The 20,142-nt window shown below is 65.5% G+C and carries 22 protein-coding genes; 12 read left to right on the top strand and 10 right to left on the bottom strand.

Annotated features, from left to right (window positions below):
- Positions 1-66: 66 nt before the first annotated feature.
- The 3 genes from GRI68_RS10940 to GRI68_RS13670 all read right to left on the bottom strand — a co-directional run bounded on the left by GRI68_RS10940 (position 67) and on the right by GRI68_RS13670 (position 2,150).
- Positions 67-516: a MaoC family dehydratase gene (locus GRI68_RS10940; protein WP_160617275.1), complete on the bottom strand. Its 450-nt coding sequence runs from the start codon at positions 514-516 to the stop codon at positions 67-69.
- A 69-nt stretch (positions 517-585) separates the two neighbouring features.
- Entirely contained in the window at positions 586-1,947 is a 1,362-nt protein-coding gene (locus GRI68_RS10935) for a putative O-glycosylation ligase, exosortase A system-associated (RefSeq protein ID WP_160617274.1), read from the bottom strand.
- Complete coding sequence (locus GRI68_RS13670) at positions 1,944-2,150, bottom strand: hypothetical protein (RefSeq protein ID WP_199799885.1); 207 nt, start codon at positions 2,148-2,150, stop codon at positions 1,944-1,946. Before GRI68_RS13670 ends, GRI68_RS10935 begins: the two co-directional genes overlap by 4 nt.
- A gap of 116 nt (positions 2,151-2,266) precedes the next feature.
- Between GRI68_RS13670 and GRI68_RS10930 the strand changes: the two genes are divergently transcribed.
- Genes GRI68_RS10930 through GRI68_RS10920 form a run of 3 tightly spaced genes read left to right on the top strand, consistent with a single transcriptional unit; the run spans position 2,267 to position 6,173 of the window.
- The gene (locus GRI68_RS10930) at positions 2,267-3,697 is read left to right on the top strand and encodes an alkaline phosphatase family protein (RefSeq protein ID WP_160617273.1); all 1,431 of its coding nucleotides are present in this window, start codon (positions 2,267-2,269) and stop codon (positions 3,695-3,697) included.
- Entirely contained in the window at positions 3,694-4,932 is a 1,239-nt protein-coding gene (locus GRI68_RS10925; RefSeq protein ID WP_160617959.1) for a TIGR04063 family PEP-CTERM/XrtA system glycosyltransferase, read from the top strand. Before GRI68_RS10930 ends, GRI68_RS10925 begins: the two co-directional genes overlap by 4 nt.
- A 59-nt stretch (positions 4,933-4,991) precedes the next feature.
- Complete coding sequence (locus GRI68_RS10920; RefSeq protein WP_160617272.1) at positions 4,992-6,173, top strand: hypothetical protein; 1,182 nt, start codon at positions 4,992-4,994, stop codon at positions 6,171-6,173.
- 19 nt (positions 6,174-6,192) lie between these two features.
- Here the strand turns inward: GRI68_RS10920 and GRI68_RS10915 are convergent, their stop codons facing one another.
- The gene (locus tag GRI68_RS10915; RefSeq protein ID WP_160617271.1) at positions 6,193-6,891 is read right to left on the bottom strand and encodes a uracil-DNA glycosylase; all 699 of its coding nucleotides are present in this window, start codon (positions 6,889-6,891) and stop codon (positions 6,193-6,195) included.
- An 89-nt stretch (positions 6,892-6,980) separates the two neighbouring features.
- On the opposite strand from GRI68_RS10915, the gene GRI68_RS10910 reads away from it, so the two are divergent.
- Genes GRI68_RS10910 through GRI68_RS10900 form a run of 3 tightly spaced genes read left to right on the top strand, consistent with a single transcriptional unit; the run spans position 6,981 to position 8,833 of the window.
- Positions 6,981-7,601 carry a ribonuclease D gene (locus GRI68_RS10910; protein WP_160617270.1) on the top strand — a complete coding sequence of 207 codons (621 nt, stop codon included), beginning with the start codon at positions 6,981-6,983 and terminating at the stop codon, positions 7,599-7,601.
- Positions 7,602-7,610: 9 nt separating this feature from the next.
- Positions 7,611-8,279 (top strand): LPS export ABC transporter periplasmic protein LptC, encoded by a 669-nt coding sequence (locus GRI68_RS10905; RefSeq protein ID WP_325063800.1) that lies wholly within the window; start codon positions 7,611-7,613, stop codon positions 8,277-8,279.
- Entirely contained in the window at positions 8,276-8,833 is a 558-nt protein-coding gene (locus GRI68_RS10900; RefSeq protein ID WP_160617269.1) for an LptA/OstA family protein, read from the top strand. Before GRI68_RS10905 ends, GRI68_RS10900 begins: the two co-directional genes overlap by 4 nt.
- 69 nt (positions 8,834-8,902) lie before the next feature.
- On the opposite strand, the gene holA is transcribed toward GRI68_RS10900, so the two are convergent.
- Genes holA through GRI68_RS10880 form a run of 4 tightly spaced genes read right to left on the bottom strand, consistent with a single transcriptional unit; the run spans position 8,903 to position 13,410 of the window.
- The gene (gene holA / locus GRI68_RS10895) at positions 8,903-9,934 is read right to left on the bottom strand and encodes a DNA polymerase III subunit delta (RefSeq protein ID WP_160617268.1); all 1,032 of its coding nucleotides are present in this window, start codon (positions 9,932-9,934) and stop codon (positions 8,903-8,905) included.
- Positions 9,931-10,416, bottom strand: coding sequence for an LPS assembly lipoprotein LptE (gene lptE, locus GRI68_RS10890; protein ID WP_160617267.1), 486 nt, complete (start codon positions 10,414-10,416; stop codon positions 9,931-9,933). The genes holA and lptE overlap by 4 nt, the downstream gene beginning before the upstream one ends.
- Entirely contained in the window at positions 10,416-12,935 is a 2,520-nt protein-coding gene (gene leuS, locus GRI68_RS10885) for a leucine--tRNA ligase (RefSeq protein WP_160617266.1), read from the bottom strand. Before leuS ends, lptE begins: the two co-directional genes overlap by 1 nt.
- Positions 12,936-12,960: 25 nt before the next feature.
- A complete protein-coding gene (locus GRI68_RS10880; RefSeq protein ID WP_160617265.1) occupies positions 12,961-13,410 on the bottom strand; it encodes a DUF3576 domain-containing protein in 450 nt (149 codons plus the stop codon).
- A gap of 253 nt (positions 13,411-13,663) precedes the next feature.
- Here GRI68_RS10880 and GRI68_RS10875 point away from each other — a divergent pair, with 253 nt between their 5' ends.
- From GRI68_RS10875 to GRI68_RS10855, 5 genes are all read left to right on the top strand, one after another.
- Positions 13,664-14,410: a hypothetical protein gene (locus tag GRI68_RS10875; protein WP_160617264.1), complete on the top strand. Its 747-nt coding sequence runs from the start codon at positions 13,664-13,666 to the stop codon at positions 14,408-14,410.
- Between the two features lie 130 nt (positions 14,411-14,540).
- The gene (gene phbB, locus GRI68_RS10870; protein WP_160617263.1) at positions 14,541-15,263 is read left to right on the top strand and encodes an acetoacetyl-CoA reductase; all 723 of its coding nucleotides are present in this window, start codon (positions 14,541-14,543) and stop codon (positions 15,261-15,263) included.
- Positions 15,241-16,113: an alpha/beta hydrolase gene (locus GRI68_RS10865; protein WP_234028783.1), complete on the top strand. Its 873-nt coding sequence runs from the start codon at positions 15,241-15,243 to the stop codon at positions 16,111-16,113. Before phbB ends, GRI68_RS10865 begins: the two co-directional genes overlap by 23 nt.
- Before the next feature lie 77 nt (positions 16,114-16,190).
- A complete protein-coding gene (locus tag GRI68_RS10860; protein WP_160617262.1) occupies positions 16,191-16,424 on the top strand; it encodes a ribbon-helix-helix domain-containing protein in 234 nt (77 codons plus the stop codon).
- Positions 16,421-17,443 carry a hypothetical protein gene (locus GRI68_RS10855; protein ID WP_234028782.1) on the top strand — a complete coding sequence of 341 codons (1,023 nt, stop codon included), beginning with the start codon at positions 16,421-16,423 and terminating at the stop codon, positions 17,441-17,443. The genes GRI68_RS10860 and GRI68_RS10855 overlap by 4 nt, the downstream gene beginning before the upstream one ends.
- A gap of 9 nt (positions 17,444-17,452) precedes the next feature.
- Here GRI68_RS10855 and GRI68_RS10850 read toward each other — a convergent pair whose 3' ends face one another.
- Positions 17,453-17,680 (bottom strand): hypothetical protein, encoded by a 228-nt coding sequence (locus GRI68_RS10850; protein WP_160617261.1) that lies wholly within the window; start codon positions 17,678-17,680, stop codon positions 17,453-17,455.
- Between the two features lie 80 nt (positions 17,681-17,760).
- On the bottom strand, positions 17,761-19,041 hold the full coding sequence (murA, locus tag GRI68_RS10845) for a UDP-N-acetylglucosamine 1-carboxyvinyltransferase (protein WP_160617260.1): 1,281 nt from the start codon (positions 19,039-19,041) through the stop codon (positions 17,761-17,763).
- 82 nt (positions 19,042-19,123) lie between these two features.
- Between murA and galU the strand changes: the two genes are divergently transcribed.
- A complete protein-coding gene (gene galU, locus GRI68_RS10840; RefSeq protein ID WP_160617259.1) occupies positions 19,124-20,011 on the top strand; it encodes a UTP--glucose-1-phosphate uridylyltransferase GalU in 888 nt (295 codons plus the stop codon).
- Positions 20,012-20,142 lie beyond the last annotated feature (131 nt).

Raw genomic sequence — 20,142 nt, 5'->3', positions numbered from 1 at the left:
AACTGATGTCCGACCAGGCGGACGGAGATCCCAGCCTGCGCCGGGATCACGGAAAGGTGTCAGGATCTAGACGAAATACATCGTCATCCATTCGGTGATCAGGGCGGGCTTGTCCTCGCCTTCGATCTCGATCGTGATCTCGTTGGTCTGCTGCCACTGGCCGGGGCGCTTCTCGACCATTTCGACCTGCTTGTAATGCGCCCGGATGCGCTTGCCCGATTTCACCGGGTTGATGAAGCGCGTCTTGTTGCCACCGTAATTGACGGCCATCTTGATCCCGTCGAGCCGGGGTACGTCGCTATTGGCGGTGAGATAGGGGATCATCGACAGCGTCAGGAAGCCGTGGGCGATGGTGCCGCCGAACGGCGTCATCTTGGCCGCTTCCTCGTTGATGTGGATGAACTGGTGATCCCCGGTGGCGTCGGCAAATTTGTTGATCCGGTCCTGATCCATCTCGACCCATTCGCTGGTGCCGAGCTGTTCACCGGTTTTCGCCTGCAATTCTTCGGGGCCCATTAGTCTCTCCTGGCAACTGGTTTGGTTGCCGGTGCCATAACCCTGCGCAAGCGGGTTGTGCAATGCGAATCACGCGGAGCCGAGTTGCTGGCTGGGACGAAGCGTGGCGCGCCGGGGCACCGCTTCGCCTTCCATCCGCTTGCTGTACGTCCACAGCGCAATCTGCAGCCCGACGATGATGAGGATGAACGGCTGGTAGGCGATCCCGACGAACGCCGCGCCGACCAGATAGACGAGATGCGCCTGCTGCAATGCCAGCGCGAGCGGGGAAATCCATTTCTGGTCCGCGCGGGTGGCGGATTTCCAGCGCCGCTTGACGCTCTGCATCTGGATCACCCCCAACAGGTGGAGCAGCAGGAAGATGCCGAGCCCGATCCAGCCCTGTTCGCCCAGCATCTCGAAATAGCTCGAATGGTAGGCGCGGGATTTTTCGGTGACTTCGCGGGTGGTCACCGTGCGGTTCGTGCCGTCGTCTTCGACCGACACGGTATCGAAGGTGAAGCTGTTGCCGCGATAGGCATCGAAGCCGCCGCCCTTGGGGTTCTGGATTGCGTAGCGGATCGTCCATTTCCACACGACCACGCGGGTCGAGGCGGATTCGTCGCTCTGGTAATTGCCGATCGTTGCCATCCGTTCGGTGTAGCTCGACGGCAGGAAGGGAATGGCGACGACCACCGCGCCGGCCATCATCGCGCCATAGAGCAGGCGCCGCTTCATCTGCACCAGCACCAGCAGGCCGAGGATCGCGAGGCAAACGAGGCCGGTGCGCGCGGTCGTCCCGATCGGGACCAACGCGGCGGCGAAGGTGTAGCCGGTCGCGAACAGCTTCACCCGCCAGTCCTTGGGGAAGATCGTGCCGTGATTGGCCAGCCACCACACCAGCGGGATCGCCGCCACCGCGGCGCAGGAGATGATCGAGCCTTCGTAAAGCCCGGTGTTGTCGTCCACCAGCAGCCGCAGCACGCCATAGCCGCCGCCGCCGACCACGGTCTTGATCCCGCCATTGATCACGATCGTGCCGAGCGCGAGGAGGTAGAACAGGATCGCCGCTTCGATCCGCAGCCGCGTGGTCAGCGCCAGCGGCAGGAAAGTGGCGAAGACCAGCGCTTTCCATACCCAGCCCCATTTGGCCCAGGCGGCTTCGGGATAGGCGGCGGTGATCGTCGTCATCAGGCAATAGAGGAACAGCAGCACCAGCAGTCCCTGGCGGGAGGTGAATCGCGCGCCGGTCTTGTCCGACAGCACCAGCCATCCACCGAAGGCGGCGACGAAGGCGATCAGCGAGACGGGAATGGAGGGCAGGATCGTGTACCCCAGCTTCTGTGGGGCCACGATATCGACATACATGTAGAGGCACACCCACAGGAACGGGCGGCGCAGGCCCAGTCCCAGCATGGCGAAGAAGAACAGGAGGAGGAAAAGCTCGGTCACCGATAGGCCCCGAATTGCGGCGCGGGATCGGATTCCTCGACGGGGCTCTCGTCTTCCGGCTCGTCCGGCGGGGGCGGAGGATCGGCGGTGAGATCGTCGCGAAACAGCAGTCGCCACGCCGCGATCAGCATCAGCGCATGCGTCAGGGCGATGGAGAGGATGTTGACCAAGCTGTGATTCCCGTCGACGACCGGCGATGGCATAAGGCGGTGATCGGCACCGCACACCGCTTGGTAACAAGATGGGTTTAACACCGCGCTAAGAATCGTAACCCGCGCACAAGCAGGAAGGGGCGCCCCACGGGGCGGTGGAGACAGCCATGACCAACAAGGCCACGCCCGCAACCGGCCACAGGCAGATCGTGCTCGAGCTGAACGAGCTGTGCCCGAGCCTGCTCGATCGGCTGATCGGCGAAGACCTGCTGCCGCATTTCGCCGCCCTGCGCTCCGAAAGCGAGGTCTGGGTCACCCGGCCCGATGTCGATGACGATACGCTGCTCGAACCGTGGATCCAGTGGTATTCGGTCCATACCGGCCTGCCCTTTGACGAACACCGCGTGTTCCATCTCACCGACGGGGCGCGGGCGGGCCATCGCGACGTGTTCCGCATGCTCCTCGATGCCGGGCGTTCGGTGATCGACTTCGGCAGCATGAACGTCGCCCCGTTTGCCGATCCGGACGGGGTCTTCATCGCCGATCCGTGGAGCGAGGATGGGCGGTCGCATCCGGGTGCGTTCGATGTCTATGCCCGCTTCGTCAGCGAGAATGTGCGCGAATACTCTAATGCCGGGCGGGCGATGTCGGCGGCGGATTACCTGCGCTTCCTAGGATTCATGGTGTCGCACGGGCTCAGCGTCGAGACGGTGCGTGCGATCCTTGCTCAACTGGCGAGCGAGAAACTGCGCGAATCCAGGCTGTCGTGGAAGCGGGTGATGCTGCTCGACCGACTCAATTTCGATGTCTTCCGCGCGGCCTGGAAAAAGCGCAAACCCGACTTCGCGACCTTCTTTTCCAACAGCGTCGCGCATGTGCAGCACAGCTATTGGCGGCATATGGACCCCGCTGCCTTTGCGGTGAAACCGGGACCGGGCGAGATGGCGCTCTATCGCCACGCGGTGCGCGATGCCTATGTCGCGATGGACCGTCTCGTCGGCGGTTTCCGGGCGCTGGCGGCCAGGCATGACGCCACGCTGATCTTCGCCACGGCGCTGAGCCAGCAACCTTTCCTGCGCTACGAGGACAAGGGCGGGCAGAACTTCTACCGGCTCCACGATGTCGATGCATTCCTGCGCGAGGCGGGCATCGCCTATCGCGAGGCTTCGCCCACGATGACGCATCAATACATGCTCGAATGCGGCGATGCGGCAGGCGCGCGGGCGGCGCGCAAACGGCTCGAGCAATACACCGATTGCGAAGGGCGACAGGTGTTCGGCTTCCCCGCGATCGAAAGCGCGCCGGGCGCGCTCTATTTCGGCTGCCAGATTTCGCGCCCCGTCGATGAAGACGAGCAGATCCGCGACGGCGGGCGCAATCGCGCCGTCGATTTCGCGAGCCTGTTCTACCGGATCGATGCGCTGAAGAGCGGACGTCACCACCCCGATGGCTGTCTGTGGATCGCCAACGGCAACCCGCGCGTCCATGAGCGCCGCGCCTCGATCCTCGATATATTGCCGACCCAGCTCGCCCTGGCGGGGATTGCGGTGCCCGAAGGTCTGGCGGGCAAACCCCTCCTGGAGCATGCGGCCGGCTGATGCGCGTCCTCCACGTTCTCGATCATTCGCTGCCGCTCCACAGTGGCTACACCTTTCGCACCCGCGCGATCCTGAAAGGGCAGCAGGGGCTCGGTATCGACGTGCGCTGCGTGACCGGGCAGCGGCAAGCGGCGAACGGGGCCGGCGGCGGCCCAGAGGTAGAGACGATCGACGGGCTCACTTTCGTGCGCACGCCGGGCGCACCCTCCGGGCCGCCGCTATGGCGCGAGTGGCACGAGATCGGCGCACTCGCCGACACCATCGATCGCCAATGCGACGCTTGGCAGCCCGATATCGTTCACGCCCATTCGCCCGCCCTGTGCGGCAGCGCGGCGGCGCGGGTCTGCGGGCGGCGCGCCCTGCCCTTCGTGTACGAGATCCGCGCCTTCTGGGAGGATGCGGCGGTCGGCAACATGACCGGGCGCGAAGGCAACATGAAATACCGCCTCACGCGCGGGCTCGAAAACCAGGTGGTGAAAGCGGGGGACCAGGTGGTCACGATCTGCAATGGCTTGCGCAACGATCTGATCGCGCGCGGCGTGGCGGCGGACCGGATCGGCGTGGTGCCCAACGGGGTCGACCTGTCGCTGTTCGGCAAGGCGCAAGCGCCCGATCCGGCGCTGCGCGGCGAGCTGGGCCTCGGCGACGGGCCGGTGATCGCCTTCATCGGCAGCTTCTACGATTACGAAGGGCTCGACACGCTGATCGCGGCAATGCCCGCTCTGGTGGCCGATCACCCCGATGTGCGTTTGCTGCTGGTGGGCGGGGGGCCACGCACCGAGGCGCTCGAACGCCAGGCGGGGGCTTCGCCCGCGGCAGACGCGATCCGCTTTGTCGGAAGGGTGCCGCACGATCAGGTGCCGCGCTATTACGCCTTGGCCGACATCATGGCCTATCCGCGCAAGGCCAGCCGCCTGACCGAACTGGTCACGCCGTTGAAGCCGCTCGAGGCGATGGCGCAGCACAAGATCGTCGCGGCCTCTGCGGTCGGCGGGCATCGCGAACTGGTCGAGGATGGGAAAACGGGCGTGCTGTTCAAGCCCGATTCCCCCGCCGAATGCGCCGCCGCGATCTCGCGCCTGCTCGATTCGCGCGACCAGTGGTCGGCGATGATTGCGGCGGGCGAAGCGCATGTGCGCGAAAGCCACGATTGGGCGCGCAATGCACAGCGTTATGAAAAAATTTACCACGCCCTCCTAGCCCGGAAGGACAAGAACGGGGACATTGCCATCTGAGTGATCGCGAACAGGGGCGATTCGGGGGCGCGTCGCCGGACGTAACAAGGGGCAAGGGCATGGAAACATCGTCGAAAAGCATCACGCAGCACCCGCTGTTTCCGGCGGTTGTGACGATGTGGTTCGGGGCGACATTTGGCCTGTGCAGCCTCGTGATCGGTCGCCCGACGATGGAAAGCTGGGTCGTGGCCTCGGGCCTGCCGCAATATCTCTCTGCCGCGCAGCCGCCGCTCGGATCGACCGCACGCGTGCTGGTCGCGCTGTTGGCCTGCGGGATCGGCGCGGTGATCGGTCTGGCGCTGGCGGCGATGCTGGTCCGCGCCAAGGCGCCTGCCGATGCTCTCGATATCGACGGGACCACCGGCGCCGGGGATGAGGACATTGCCGCGCCGCTGGCTGACGCCGAGGCGATCGACGCGGACGAGGGGCTTGAGCCCCTGCCCGCTCTGCCAGCACCGGCGACGGAGGTCGAGAAGCACGACGAAGCCGCCGAAAGCGATGACCACGACGATCATTTCGCGCTCGATGACGATTACGCCGAGCCCGTCTCCGCCGAAGCCGATTACGGCGAAGGCTACCGGGACGATCCCGAGCCCGAGCCCGAACCGGCACCCGATGCGCTCGCACCCTTCCTGCGCCATGATCCCGACGACGGCCCGCGCTCGCCGTTCTCGGTGTTCGACGAACTCGGTCCCGAAGTGGGGATCGGCCCGGCCCTCAAGGATGAGGCCGACGAGACGGAAGATGACGCGGGACCCGAACAGCCGGTGACGGTGGAAAGCGATCCGGTCGCCGATTACGAGCTCGAAGCGACCGCCGAAGCGGATGTCGAGCCCGAACCGGCTCCGCCCTTCGCCGGCTCGCCGCCGTTGCCGAGCAATGTCCATGCGATCGATCCCGCGCGGATGGCCCAGAATGGCCTGCCGACCAGTTTCGCGCGTGACGACAAACCCGCTTCCAATCCTGCGCCGTCTCCGATTGCCGCATCCGCCGCTCCTGCGGGCCAGCCGAGGCCGCAGCGTGAAGACCTTTTCGAACTGTCCTATCTGCAGCTGACCGAGCGGCTCGCCCAGGCGATCGCCCGCAATCCGCGTGCGCCCGAGCGGCTGCGTCGCCAGCGCGCCAGCACGGCGGTGTCGGGACCGGGTATCGAGCGTCTGCGCGAAATGCATGCGCGGACCGCTCCGGCCAACGAATCGCGCGAATCCTCACAGGAAGACCGGAGCAGCGGCGCCGCCTGACCCTGCCGTTTCGGGCGGATCAGGCGCGGGCCTTGCCGCACCAGTCGATCGTGCCGCGCCCATGCGCTTCGAGGAAGGCGTTGACCTTGCCGAAGGGCTTCGATCCGAAGAAGCCGCGATGCGCCGATAGCGGGCTCGGGTGCGGCGAGCGCAGCACCAGATGCGACCCGTCGTCGGTCAGCTCGGGAATGCGCGCGGCCTTGCCCTGCGCATGGCTGCCCCACAGGATGAAGGCGGTGGGTGTGTCCGAACGCGCGACCGCTGCTACTACCGCATCGGTGATCGCGTCCCAGCCCTTGCCCGCATGGCTTCCCGCGTTTGCCGCCTCGACCGTCAGCGAGTTGTTGAGCAGCAGCACGCCCTGCTTCGCCCAATGGACCAGCGATCCGCTTTCGGGCGGCGTTCCGCCGCAATCCGCCGCCAGTTCCCTGTAGATGTTGCGCAGGCTCGGTGGCAGTTTCACGCCTTCGGGCACCGAGAAAGCGAGGCCGTGCGCCTGTCCCGGCCCGTGATAGGGGTCCTGCCCCAGGATCACCGCGCGCACATTCTCGCGCGGGGTCAGGTCGAGCGCGGCGAGCCGCTGGCCGCGCGCGGGATAGACGGTCTTGCCGGCCGCTTCTTCGGCGCTGAGCCACCCGCCCAGGCGGCGCGCCTCGGGCGTCGCCAGCACCGGTTCGAGCACTGCGCGCCAGCTCTCGGGGATCGGTTCTGCACTCATCGGCGCCCGTGCTATCGCGCGCGCGGCGCACCTGCCAGCGCGTGCTCGCGCTTGCCTGCGGAAAAGGCAGGGCGTAGGGCTCCTCGCCTATGGCTATCCATTTCCACGAAGAAGACCTCCCCGACGGCGTGCTCGAGGGCACCGGCCCGCTCGCCGTCGATACCGAAACCATGGGTCTCGTCACCCGGCGCGACCGGCTCTGCGTCGTCCAGATCAGCGACGGGACCGGGGACGAGCACCTCGTCCGCTTCGCCCCGGGCAGCAGTTACGATGCGCCCAACCTCAAGCGCGTGCTGGGCGATCCGGACCGGGTGAAGCTCTATCACTTCGCCCGCTTCGATCTCGCCGCGATCGAATATTATCTCGGCGTAACCGCCGCGCCGGTGTTCTGCACCAAGATCGCGAGCAAGCTGACCCGCACCTACACCGATCGCCACGGACTCAAGATGCTGGTCCACGATTTCACCGATCACGATCTGTCCAAGGCCCAGCAATCGTCCGATTGGGGCGCACCGGAAATCAACGATGCGCAGCGCGAATACGCCGCCTCGGACGTGCGCTATCTGCACCAGCTCTACGACGTGATGGTCGCCCGGCTCGAGCGCGAAGGACGCACCGAGATCGCGCAGGCCTGCTTCGATTTCCTCCCCACCCGCGCCCGGCTCGATTATCTCGGCTGGGACGATCACGACATTTTCAGCCATGCCTAGGATCGCGGCGTGACGACGCATGCGGTGCCCACCACCAGCCGCGCGGCCGATCGCGCGCGGGCGGAGCGTGAGCGCTGGGCGCAGCCGGGCGGGTTTCACGACCGGCTGGTAAAGGTGTTCGCCTGGGGACTGCCGGCCGCGGCAGGCGCAGTCGCGGCCGTCATGATCCTCTCGCCGATCGCGCCGCGCAGTGAAATCAGCTTCCTGCTCGATCGCAACAAGGTCGCGGTGACCGATGAACGGTTGCGGGTCGACGATGCGATCTACCGCGGCGCCGACAATAAGGGGCGGCCGTTCTCGCTGGTCGCCGAAAGCGCGTCGCAGCGCAGCGCCAAGGTTCCGCAACTGGTGATGCGCGGCCTCAAGGCCAGCATCCTGCTCGACGGCGGACCGGCGCAGATCGTCGCGCCCGACGGGGTGTTCGATCTCGACGCCAACACGGTTGCAGTCGACGGCACGATCCGCTTCACGGCCAGTGACGGCTACTCGGTCTCGGCCACCGGAGTGGAGATCGATCTCGAGGACCAAGTGATCACCGGCAGCGGCGGCGTGTCGGGTGCGATCCCCGCCGGCACGTTCAGCGCCGGTTCGATGCGGGTGGATTTGCCGACCCGCACCTTGCGGCTTTCGGGCCGTGCGAAATTCCGGATGATCCCCGGACGATTGAGGATGCCATGACGACACGTTCCCGTCCGCCCATGCGGATCGCCCTGCTCGCTTTCGTATTGATGGGCCTTGCCCTGTTCGCCGCCACCCGATTGCCCGCGCAGGCGATTGCCGGACACAATTCGAACGCCCCGGTGGAGTTCGATGCCGACAATTTCACACTCGACGATCGCGCCAATCGCGCGGTGCTGTCTGGCAATGTGATCATCCGGCAAGCGGGTCTGACAATGCGCGCGAGCCGCACGATCATCGATTATTCGGATGCCGGTGCGCTCCAGATCAATCGGATCACCGCGACCGGCGGGGTCACGGTGACCCGCGGAAACGAATCGGCGCGCGGCGGCGTGGCGGTCTACGATTTCGGTCGCCGGATCATCACCATGGCGGGCGGCGTCACCCTCAATCGCGGCAGCGATAAACTGTCGGGCGGGAGACTGACGATCGACTTGCGCAGCGGTGTCTCGAGCATCGGCGGCGGATCGAGCGGCAGTAGCGATGGCCCTGCGACGAGCACCGGCAGCAATGGCCGTGTCAGCGGCAGCTTCCGGGTGCCGGATTCGAATTAGGTATAGATTATTTCTGGGTGCGGGCGGGCACCAAGGTGACCCCGATGGGTCACCACATCCGACGAGCCTTCACTTTCCGCGTGCAGCGTAGCGCGCGATCTGCGTCAGTTCCTGGGCCAGCAGCAAATCGCCGTCCTGGCTGCGCGCGAGGATCTGCTGGTGCAATTCGACCATCCGCTCGACCAACCGTTCGAGCGCGGGGCCGCGCCAGCGTGACAGCTGGTCGGTCAGCTCGCCCTTGTCCTTCCAGAACACCCGTCGCGCACGGCTCTCGTCTTCGATGAAGGCCGGGATCGACTGGCGCGGGCCGAGCCGCGAGGCGAGCTGTGCCAGTTGCGCCACGCGCCGTTCGAAGGCCAGCAGCACGCCCACTGCGTTCATGCCGGTGTGGCGATAGCGTTCGAGCTCGTGCGCGAGGCGATCGGTCTTGCCCGAAAGCACGGCCGCGACCAGCGGGTTGAAGCCATCATCCTCGCTCGACGCGCAAACCGCGTCATAGTCGCTCTCGTCGACGCTCTTGGGCGATTGCGGCGAGGCATCGAGATAGAGCGACAGCTTGTCGACCTCGCTCTTCGCGAGCCGCGCATCGAGCCGCACGCCGCTGGCGATTCGCTCGGCCAGCGCGGTCGGTAGGCGCAGTCCGGCTGCATCGGCCATCTGGCGGACTTCTCCTGCAAGCGAGCGCAAATCGGGCGGATAGAACATCGCGACCACCGCATCGGCGCGCTTTTCGAGCAGCTTGGCCGAGCGCGACTTGTCGCTCGCCGATCGCGCCACGACGATCACCGGGGCAGCCTCCTCGCCCTGCTCGACCAGCAGTGCGAGCGCGTCTTTCGCTTCCTCGCCCGAAACGCGCAGGTACAGGTGGCGCGATCCGCCGAACAGCGAGCTCGAGACCGCTTCGTCGGCGACTTTGACCGGGTCCGATTTCACTTCGCTGCCTGAAAACTCGATCCGCTCGCCCGGATCGGGCAGTGCGGCGATCAGCTTGTCGGCGGCGGCGGAGGCTCCGCCCTCGTCGGGGCCGCAGAGGAAGAACAGGCGGCAATCGCGCGCCAATTGCGGCGCACGGCGGGCGAATTCGCCCGATTTGACCTTCATTGCTTTTCGCGGAGCGCCAGCGCCACGCGGGTCACGATCCGGTCGGCCACTTCTTTGGCGAGATTCTCGAGCGCGGTTTCTTCCGCCGCGATGGTGGCATAATCGCTTGAGACGACGTCGATCCCGGCGTCGTATTCGGTGGTGGCGTCGAGTACGATTGCGTCGCTCGCGACGTCGACCAACTGGTAGCGCGCGCGCAGCGTGCGGCGTTCGCGGCCGATCGTTTCGTCGGACAGCAGGCCGAGCCCTTCGAGCTGGTCGTCGAGCCGGACGTCGAGTCGATAGCGCGGATCCTGCGATCCGGCAGCGCCGAACCGGTCGGCCAGCTCGTTGCGCACCAGCCAGCCGGCGCGCCCGGGAATCTCGGCCACTTCGATCGCCCCGAGCCCCGCCTGCGTCGCACCCGACGAGGTGCCGTAAAGCGGCTGCATGCCACAGGCTGCCAGCGAGAAGGCGAGGAGAAGGGCGAGGAGCGTGCGCATCACACGACGATATTCACCAAACGATCGGGCACCACAATGACCTTGCGCACTTGCGCGTCGCCGATCGCGTTGACGATCTTTTCGCGCGCGAGCGCCTGGGCTTCGAGCGCGTCTCTGCCCGCGCCCTTGGGGGCGCTGAAGGTGTCGCGCAGCTTGCCCTTGACCTGCACCGCGATGGTGACTTCGTCCTCGACCAGCAGCTTTTCGTCCACTTCGGGCCACGCGCTTTCGGAGACGAGGCCGTCGCCACCCATCTGCGCCCACGCCGTTTCGGCAAGGTGCGGCATCATCGGCGCGACGAGTTGCACCAGCGCGCGGATCGCAGCGCTGCGCGAGGCGGAAGGCTTGGCCTTCTCGACCGCGCCGGTGAGTTCGTAGATGCGCGCCACCGACTTGTTGAAGGCGAGCGCCTCGATATCCTCGGCCACGGCGGCGATCGTCTGCGCGGCCTTGCGGTCGAGCGGTTTGTCCTCGCCCTCGGCTGCATCGTCGAACTGCGCAAACAGCCGCCACAGTCGCTGGGTGAAGCGCCCGCAGCCTTCGATGCCCGCTTCGGACCACGGCAGGTCGCGCTCGGGCGGGCTGTCGGACAGCATGAACCAGCGCACCGCATCGGCGCCGTAGGTGTCGATGATCGTGTCCGGGTCGACGACGTTCTTCTTCGACTTGGACATTTTGACGACCCGGCCGATCGAAACCTCGCCGCCATCGTCTTTCAGCGTCGCGCGCTCGGCCTCGCGGCTGATCTCGCTCGGCGCGTAGTAGAGGGTGCGACCGTCGATCTCGCGCGAATAAGTCTCGTGCGTCACCATGCCTTGCGTGAACAGGCTGGCGAAGGGTTCCTTCACGTCCAGCTTGCCGCAAGCGCTGAGCGCGCGCGTCCAGAAGCGGGCGTAGAGCAGGTGCAGGATCGCATGCTCGATCCCGCCGATATACTGCTCCACCGGCATCCACTTGGCGACTTCTTCGCGGTCGAACGGCTTGTCGTCCGGCTGGCTGGCGAAGCGGAGGAAATACCACGAACTGTCGACGAACGTGTCGAGCGTGTCGGTCTCGCGCTGCGCCTTGCCGCCGCATTTCGGACACTCGACATGCTTCCAGGTCGCGTGCCGTTCGAGCGGGTTGCCGGGAGTCTGGAAATCGACATCCTCGGGCAGCTCGACCGGCAGCTGGTCCTTGGGCACCGGCACGATGCCGCATGCCTCGCAGTGGATGAAGGGGATCGGCGTGCCCCAGTAGCGCTGGCGCGACACGCCCCAGTCGCGCAGGCGCCACACGGTCTTGCCTTCGCCCCGGCCCTGCTGTTCGATGCGGGCGATCACTTCGGCCTTGGCCGCGTCGATTTCCATCCCGTCGAGGAAGTCCGAATTGACGATCACGCCCTCACCCGATTCGGCCTCGCCAGCGAAAGGCTTGTCGGCATCGTCCGCGCTCGGCGCGACGACGCGCGGGATCGGCAGGCCGTATTTGGTCGCGAAGTCGAAATCGCGCTGGTCGTGCCCGGGCACCGCCATGATCGCGCCGGTGCCGTATTCCATCAGCACGAAATTGGCGATGTAGACCGGAAGTTCGTCGCCGGTGAACGGGTGCGCGACCTTGAGCCCGGTGTCGAAACCGAGCTTCTCGGCGGTTTCGAGTTCGGCGGCGGTGGTCCCGCCGGCCTTGCACGTTTCGATAAAGGCCTGCGCCTCGGCGCGGGTTTCGGCGACGGCCTGCGCCACCGGATGCTCGGCCGCCACGGCGACGAAACTGGCGCCGAAGATCGTATCGGGCCGGGTTGTGTAGACCTCGATCTGCTCGTCGAAATTGGTCCCGTCGAAGTGGAATTGCAGCCCTTGGCTCTTGCCGATCCAGTTGGCCTGCATCAGCTTGACCTTGTCGGGCCAGTTTTCGAGTGAATCGAGCCCTTCGAGCAGCTCGTCGGCAAAATCGGTGATCTTGAGGAACCACTGCGAGAGCTTGCGCTTCTCGACTTCGGCGCCGCTACGCCAGCCCTTGCCGTCGATCACCTGCTCGTTGGCGAGCACGGTCATGTCGACAGGGTCCCAGTTGACCGCGCTTTCCTTGCGGTAAACCAGCCCCGCTTCGTAGAGGTCGAGGAACAGCGCCTGTTCGTGGCCGTAATAATCGGGCTCGCAGGTCGCGAGTTCGCGGCTCCAGTCGAGCGAGAAGCCCAGGCGCTTCAATTGCGCTTTCATGTTGGCGATGTTGTCGCGGGTCCAGCCGCCCGGATGGACGCCTTTTTCCATCGCGGCGTTCTCCGCCGGCATGCCGAACGCATCCCACCCCATCGGGTGGAGCACTTCGTGGCCGCGCATTGTCTTGTAGCGCGCGAGTACGTCGCCCATCGTGTAATTGCGGACATGCCCGATATGGATGCGCCCGCTGGGATAGGGGAACATCTCGAGCACGTAGCTCTTGGGCTTGTCGCTATCGCTGTCGGCGCGGAAGGTGCCGCGCTCTTCCCACACGGATTGCCAATGTCCGTCGACGGTGGACGGATCGAACTGTTCGGTCATTCAAAGCGCCCCCAAAGCGCGGGAATCAGCTCCCGACGGCGCCGCGACGCAGATCGCGAGCCTTGGTCAGGATGATGTCTTCGAGCTTTTGGATCGTCGCGGCCTGGACCGGCGCATCGACCCACTGGCCACCCGCGGCGACCTGGCGGCTCGCGGCCACGCGGATCGCATCGGCGCGCAGGTCCTGATCGAGGATCGATACGGTCAGCTTCACGCGCTCGGCCGAATTGTCGGGATTGGCGTACCAGTCGGTCACGATCACGCCGCCGGCGCTATCGGTCTGCAACAGCGGCGCAAAGCTCAGCGTGTCGAGCGCGGCGCGCCAGAGATAGGCGTTGACGCCGATGGTGGTAACGTTTGACGCCGCCAGATCGGCCGACGGGCGTTCCTGCCCGCCTCCGCACGCCACGAGGGCGAGCGAGGAAAAACCGACCAGAAGGGTCTTGGCGGTAAGGGTGAAGGCCCGGTGGCTCATGGAAAATCCTGTTCTTTGGTCTTGCGCGCCGTTTGCGGGCGCTGTTGGCTCTCTATAGTCGCGAGCGCGGCGGCGGCAAGGCCCCGCACCCGTTCCACGCCCGATCGATACGCTGTTCGCGGACCCTCGATCCAGCGCGAATCGCGAAGAACTTTGCCCACGACCGTGCGTCTGCTATGGTACAAGCCGAAACCGGCTGACTGGCGCGTTAATGCGCTGCTCACGCCGGGTATGACATGAACCGGAGCAACGCATGACGACACGCTCGATCCTTGCCGGCCCCCACAGTTTCCTCGTCCTTGGCGGGGCTGTCGGCCTGCTCGCGATCCCGAGCGCTGTTCTGGGTCTCTCGGCCGGGTTCGATCCGGCACGCGTGATGGAAAGTGCGCAGTCGGGGCTCGATTCGCTGTCCGACGATGCGCTCGAGACGGCCGATGCCCGTGCGGTGATGCTGCGCTCGCTCGCGCGCCCCTCGCATAGCGGCGATCTTTTCAGCGTAACGCCCGGCCGCGCCGATCCGCGCGCGCATACCGCGCTTTCGATTGCGGTGCGCGTCGATCCGTCGAACGCCCGCGCGATCCAGACCAGGCCGGGCGATGCGCCTTCGGCCATGCGGATGTCGCAAAGCGCCTACAATCTGGCGGTGACACGCGGCACCAAGAGTTTCTCCGACAATCTGGTCGCTGCCGACAAGCAGGACGATCAGCCGCTGGCGAACATGACGGCGTTCAAGCTTTCGCCCGGTGCCAAGGACGGCCCATCGCGCTTTGCGCCGGTGGTCGAGATCGACGAGCGCCAGCGCGCGGGTCGTGCACCGCGCACCTTCGACGGCGATGGCGAGGCCCGCGTCGATCTGGGCGGCTCCTACAGTCTGTCGAGCTCGGTCGCGGTGACTGCGGGCGTGCGGTATCGTCAGGCCGATCGCGACCGGCTGGTACCGATCGCCGATGGCCGCAAGGACGATCAGGCGGTCTATGTCGGAACGCGCCTCAAGTTCTGAGCGCGCTGCCGTGCTCGCCTAACGCCCTCAAACAAAGCCCCTTGCCCTTCGCTTGCCCTGGCGTCACCTAGGGAGCGAGGAGCGGATCGAGCCGAGCATCGGCCGTCGCGAAAAGGGAAGAGGATCAGGCATGGCACGAGTGGCAATCGTAACCGGAGGTACGCGCGGAATCGGCGAGGCGATCAGCCTGGCGCTGAAGGAACAGGGGCGCACCGTCGTCGCCAATTACGGCGGCAATGACGAACGGGCGAAGGAGTTTTCCGACCGCACCGGCATCGCCGTGGCCAGATGGGATGTCGGCGACCACGAAGCCTGCATCGAGGGATGCGAACAGGTGGCGAAGGATCACGGCGATATCGATATCGTGGTCAACAATGCCGGGATCACCCGCGACGGCACGCTCCATCGGATGAGCTGGGAAGACTGGAACGAAGTCATGCGCGTCAATCTTGGCGGCTGCTTCAACATGGCCAAGGCCTGCTTCCCCGGCATGCGCGAGCGCAAATGGGGTCGGATCGTGAATATCGGCTCGATCAACGGGCAAGCCGGGCAATACGGCCAGGTGAACTATGCCGCCGCCAAATCGGGCATTCACGGCTTTACCAAGGCGCTGGCGCAGGAAGGCGCCAAGTTCGGCATCACGGTCAACGCGATCGCGCCCGGCTATATCGACACCGACATGGTTGCCGCGGTGCCCGAACCTGTGCTGGAGAAAATCGTCGCAAAGATCCCCGTCGGCCGCCTCGGACAGGCCGAGGAGATCGCGCGCGGTGTGGCTTTCCTCACCAGCGACAATGGCGAGTTCGTCACCGGCTCGACCATGAGCATCAATGGCGGCCAACACATGTATTGACCCGTTCACCCCCGGTTCGGCTGGCGAGGACGATATCTCGCGATCGGAAGGAGACGGCGGAATGGCGCGAGGGATAATGTTGATCGCTGCGGGTTTGCTCGCGCTGGCCGGACCCGCGCAGGCCCAGAGCCAGGTCTACGAACCCGTGTCGCTGGCCGATACCGACGCGACCTTCGTGGGCGAAGCGCCGCAAGCGATCGAGGCGACCACGGCGGACGGACTGGTCCTGCAGGGCGCCTATTGGCCGCCGGATGAAGGCGTCGACCAGATCGTGGTCGTGTTCCACGGCAATTCCTACAACCACCTCGTGATGGCGGTGCGTGCAGAGCCGTTGCGGGTGGGCGGACGCGGGGTGCTGGTCGCCTCCTATCGCGGGTTCGGCGACAATCCGGGCAAACCGTCCGAAACCGGGCTCTATGCCGATGCCGAAGCGTGGATCGCCAAGGCGCGCGAAGTGCAGCCCGATGCGCGGCTCTATCTGTTCGGCTTCTCGCTGGGCGGGGCGGTCGCGCTGGAGATGGCGGCGCGGCATAACGTCATAGCGGTGGCGACGCTCGGCGCATTCACTCGGCTCAAGGATGCCGCGCCGCGCGTGCTGCGTCCTTTCGTCACGGAGAAATACGACAATCTGAAAGCGATCGCGCGGGTCGACGAGCCGATCCTCGTGATGCACGGCACTAAGGACGACGTGGTTTCTCCCAAACTGGCCGACAGGATCGAAAAGGCAGGCGGCGCTCGCGTGACGCGCGTCAATCTGACCGGCGGGAAACACTGGGTCCCGCTCGAGACGATCGCTCCGCGCATCTGGCAGGCATGGGAAGCGACGGAAGTCGAAGCGCCGCCAGAATAGCGGTTCGCGCGGGGCGGCGGGACGAGCCCCCAACAGAATTTCATGGTGCCGCGGGCGCCCGTGCTTACAGTGCCCTCATGCCTTCGATCTACCATCCCCCGGTCAAACGCTCGGTCGAGATCGCCGGGCACAAGACCTCGATCAGTCTCGAGCCGCTGTTCTGGGACATGCTGCGCGAGGCTGCGGCGCGCGAAGCGATTCCGATCAACGCGCTGGTGGCACGGATCGACGAACAGCGGATCGCCAGCGACACCCCTCCCGGCCTAGCCAGTGCGATACGGGTCTGGCTGGTGAGGGAACTGTCGGAATGACGAAACGAACGGGGCTGTTCGCCCTGCTGATCGGTGCGCTGCTGGTGCAGGGCTGTGCGAGTGTGCCCGACGGCGAGGATCCGGTGGCGCGGCCGGAGCGCCCCGCGAGCTTGCAGAACTATATCTTTGCCGGGGGCGATACGGCTGAGTCCCACCGCGATCTGCTCGCGCGCGACGATATCGGCGGGATCCAGATCGTCTACAGCTGGCGCAAGCTCGAGCCGCGCGAAGGCGAATACGATTTCAGCGCGATCGAGCGCGACCTTGCGTTAGCCGATGCTGCGGACAAGGCGCTGTGGGTGCAGGTGCAGGATCGTTTCTTCCGTCCGCAGGACCGGTTGGTGCCCGACTATATCCTGACCGAACCGCGCTACGATGGCGGGCTGATCCGGCAGGTCGACAATCCGGGAGAGGGCGTGCCGACCGAGCAGGGCTGGGCGACCAAGCAATGGAACCCTGCCGTCCGGGCGCGTTTCCAGGCGCTGCTATCGGCGCTGGCCGAGCGCTTCGACGGCAAAATCGAAGGCATCAACCTGCCCGAAACCTCGGTCGATCCGATCGGCGGCGTCGAGGCATTCGATTGCGATGCCTATGTCGATGCCGAGATTGCCAACGCGGCCCATGCCAGCGCGGCCTTCCGGCGCAGCCATGTGGTGCAATATGTCAATTTCTGGCCCTGCGAATGGAACGACGATCGCGGCTACATGACGCGTATCTTCGCCGCCGCGTTCGAACATGGCTTCGGCATCGGCGGTCCCGACATCGTGCCCAACAAGCGCGCGCAGGTGAAGAACAGCTACCCGTTCCTCCATCGCAATCACGAGCGGTTGCCGATCGTGGCCATGGCGGTGCAGGAACCGACGCTGACCTATCGCGATCCGGCCACCGGAACGGCATTCGACCCCGAAACGATCGCGGCTTACGCACGCGATTATCTCGGGGTCGATATCATTTTCTGGACGGCGGAAGCGCCGTGGCTGTCAGAAGCCGAGGCCGGGGACAACGCCCCGAACCCCTGATATTTGCCTCTAATACTTGGCTGTCGCGTCGCTCGCCGGATAGGTTTCGTCGAGCGCCTCGTCGGTTTCGCTCATCCGGTCGTGCGTTTTCGTTGCGTCGGCACCGGCGTTGCGGAACGGTCCGTCTGGCTCGCCGTCGGCGAATGCGACGCCGTTGCGGTCGAGCTTCTGCTTCTCGTAGAATTTGTAGCCGACATAACCGAGAGTGCTAAGTGCGGCGAGTTTCAAGAGTCCCATGTGCAAATCTCCTTTTGCCTTTCAACGCGCGAAGGGCGGGGAAGGTCCGGAGATTCAGCGGCTTCGAACTCTTGCCGCAGTTAGTCGCCGATACGTTCGACCTGTGCGCCGACTAGAGCCAGTTTTTCCTCGAGCCGTTCGTAGCCGCGATCGAGGTGGTAGAGACGGCGAACCTGGGTCTCGCCCTCGGCCGCGAGTCCGGCGATCACCAGGCTCATCGACGCGCGCAGATCGGTCGCCATCACATCGGCACCCGTCAGCTTCTCGACCCCATGGACCACGGCGGTGCGGCCCGAAACCTCGATATTCGCGCCCATCCGCGCCAGTTCGGGCACGTGCATGTAGCGGTTTTCGAAGATCGTCTCGTTCAGCACGCTCGTGCCGCGTGCGAGACACAGCATGGCCATCAGCTGCGCCTGCATATCGGTGGCGAGGCCCGGATAGGGCGCGGTCGTGAGGTTGACGGCGTTGAGCGGCTTGTCCGCGATCACCCGCAGGCCCTTGCCTTCCTCTTCCACCGTCACCCCGGCATTGCGCAGGGCGTGGCTGGTGGCGTTCATCTCGTTGGCGCGGGCACCCTTGAGCAGGACGTTGCCGCCGGTGATCGCCGCAGCGCAGGCATAGGAGCCGGCCTCGATCCGGTCGGGCATGACCGAATAGGTCGCGCCGTTGAGCGAGGGCTGGCCGTGGATCACCAGGTCGGACGTGCCGATCCCCTCGATTTCCGCGCCCATCGCGACGAGCAGATTGCACAGGTCCACGATCTCGGGTTCGCGCGCGGCATTGCCGAGACGGGTCGTCCCGGTCGCAAGCGCGGCGGCCATGAGCGCGTTTTCTGTCGCGCCGACGGTAACCGAGGGAAAATCGTAATTGCCGCCCGGCAATCCGCCATCGGGCGCACTCGCCTTGACGTAACCGGAGGCGAGCTCGATCTCGGCGCCCATCGCCTCGAGGACTTTCAGGTGGAGGTCGATCGGGCGATTGCCGATCGCGCAGCCGCCGGGCAGCGAGACGGTTGCCTCGCCCATCCGCGCCAGCATCGGGCCGAGCACGAGGATCGACGCGCGCATCTTGCGCACGAGATCGTAAGGCGCGACGGTGGAGGTGATCCGCATCGCTTCGAGCGTGACCACGCGCCCGAAATCTTCCGGCCGGCGACCGGCGATCGAATGCGACACGCCGAATTGCGTCATCAGATGCTGGAAGCCGTCGATATCGGCGAGACGCGGCAGATTGCGCAGCGTCAGCGGCTCGTCGGTCAGCAAGGCGCAGGGAATCAGGGTGAGTGCGGCATTCTTGGCACCCGAAATCGGGATTTCCCCTTCGAGCTTCCTGCCACCGGTAATGATCAGTTTGTCCATGCAGCGGCTTTAGCGGCTTGCGCGCAACGGGCAAGTTGCGCGGCAAGTTGCGCAGGAGCGCGGCACGGCCTATCCTCCCGCCATGGCTGCAAAAAAACCGATCCGCAAAGCCGTTTTCCCCGTCGCGGGGCTCGGCACCAGGTTTCTTCCAGCGACCAAGGCAATCCCCAAGGAATTGCTCCCGATCGTCGACCGGCCGCTGATCCAGTATGCGGTGGACGAAGCGCGCGAGGCCGGGATCGAGCAGATGATCTTCGTCACCGGCCGCGGGAAGACTGCAATCGTCGAGCATTTCGACATCGCCTACGAACTCGAAGCGACGATGGACGAGCGGGGCAAGGATATGTCCGTGCTCGATTCCTCCCGCTTCACCCCCGGCGATATCATCACCGTGCGCCAGCAGGTGCCGCTGGGGCTCGGCCACGCGATCTGGTGCGCGCGCGCGATCGTGGGCGACGAACCCTTCGCGATCTTCCTGCCCGACGAACTGATGATCGGCCATAAGCGCGGCACCGGCTGCATGAAGCAGATGGTCGAGGCCTACGACCAGGTCGGCGGCAATCTGATCTCGGTGCTCGAAGTGCCGCAGGAAAAGGTCTCGAGCTATGGGGTGATCGCACCCGGCGAGACGGTGTCCGACACGCTTACCGAAGTCACCGGCCTGGTCGAGAAACCGCCGGTGGCAGAGGCCCCGTCGAACAAGATCATTTCGGGCCGCTACATCCTCCAGCCCGAAGTGATGCGCACGCTCGAACACCAGGAAAAGGGCGCAGGCGGCGAAATCCAGCTAACCGACGCGATGGCCAAGATGATCGGCACCCAGCCTTTCCACGCGGTCACCTTTGACGGCGCGCGCTACGATTGCGGCAGCAAGATCGGCTTCGTCGAAGCCACCCTGGCGCTGGCGCTGGAGCGCGACGACATGGGCGCCGATGTCCGCAAGATCGCGGAGCGGCTGCTCAAGGAATAGCTGTTTCCGCAAATTTCGGCTCTTTCCGAATGAGACAGGCAGTTCGACCGGAAGGTCCGATAGCGGCCATCCCCGTTCTGCGCGCAAAATCAAAAAACCGAATATGCGGGCGTAAAGCAGGCGCAGCCGTT

Source organism: Alteriqipengyuania halimionae (genome assembly GCF_009827575.1).
Taxonomy (GTDB): Bacteria; Pseudomonadota; Alphaproteobacteria; order Sphingomonadales; family Sphingomonadaceae; genus Alteriqipengyuania_A; species Alteriqipengyuania_A halimionae.
This window is presented reverse-complemented; position numbering and strand designations above follow the sequence as displayed.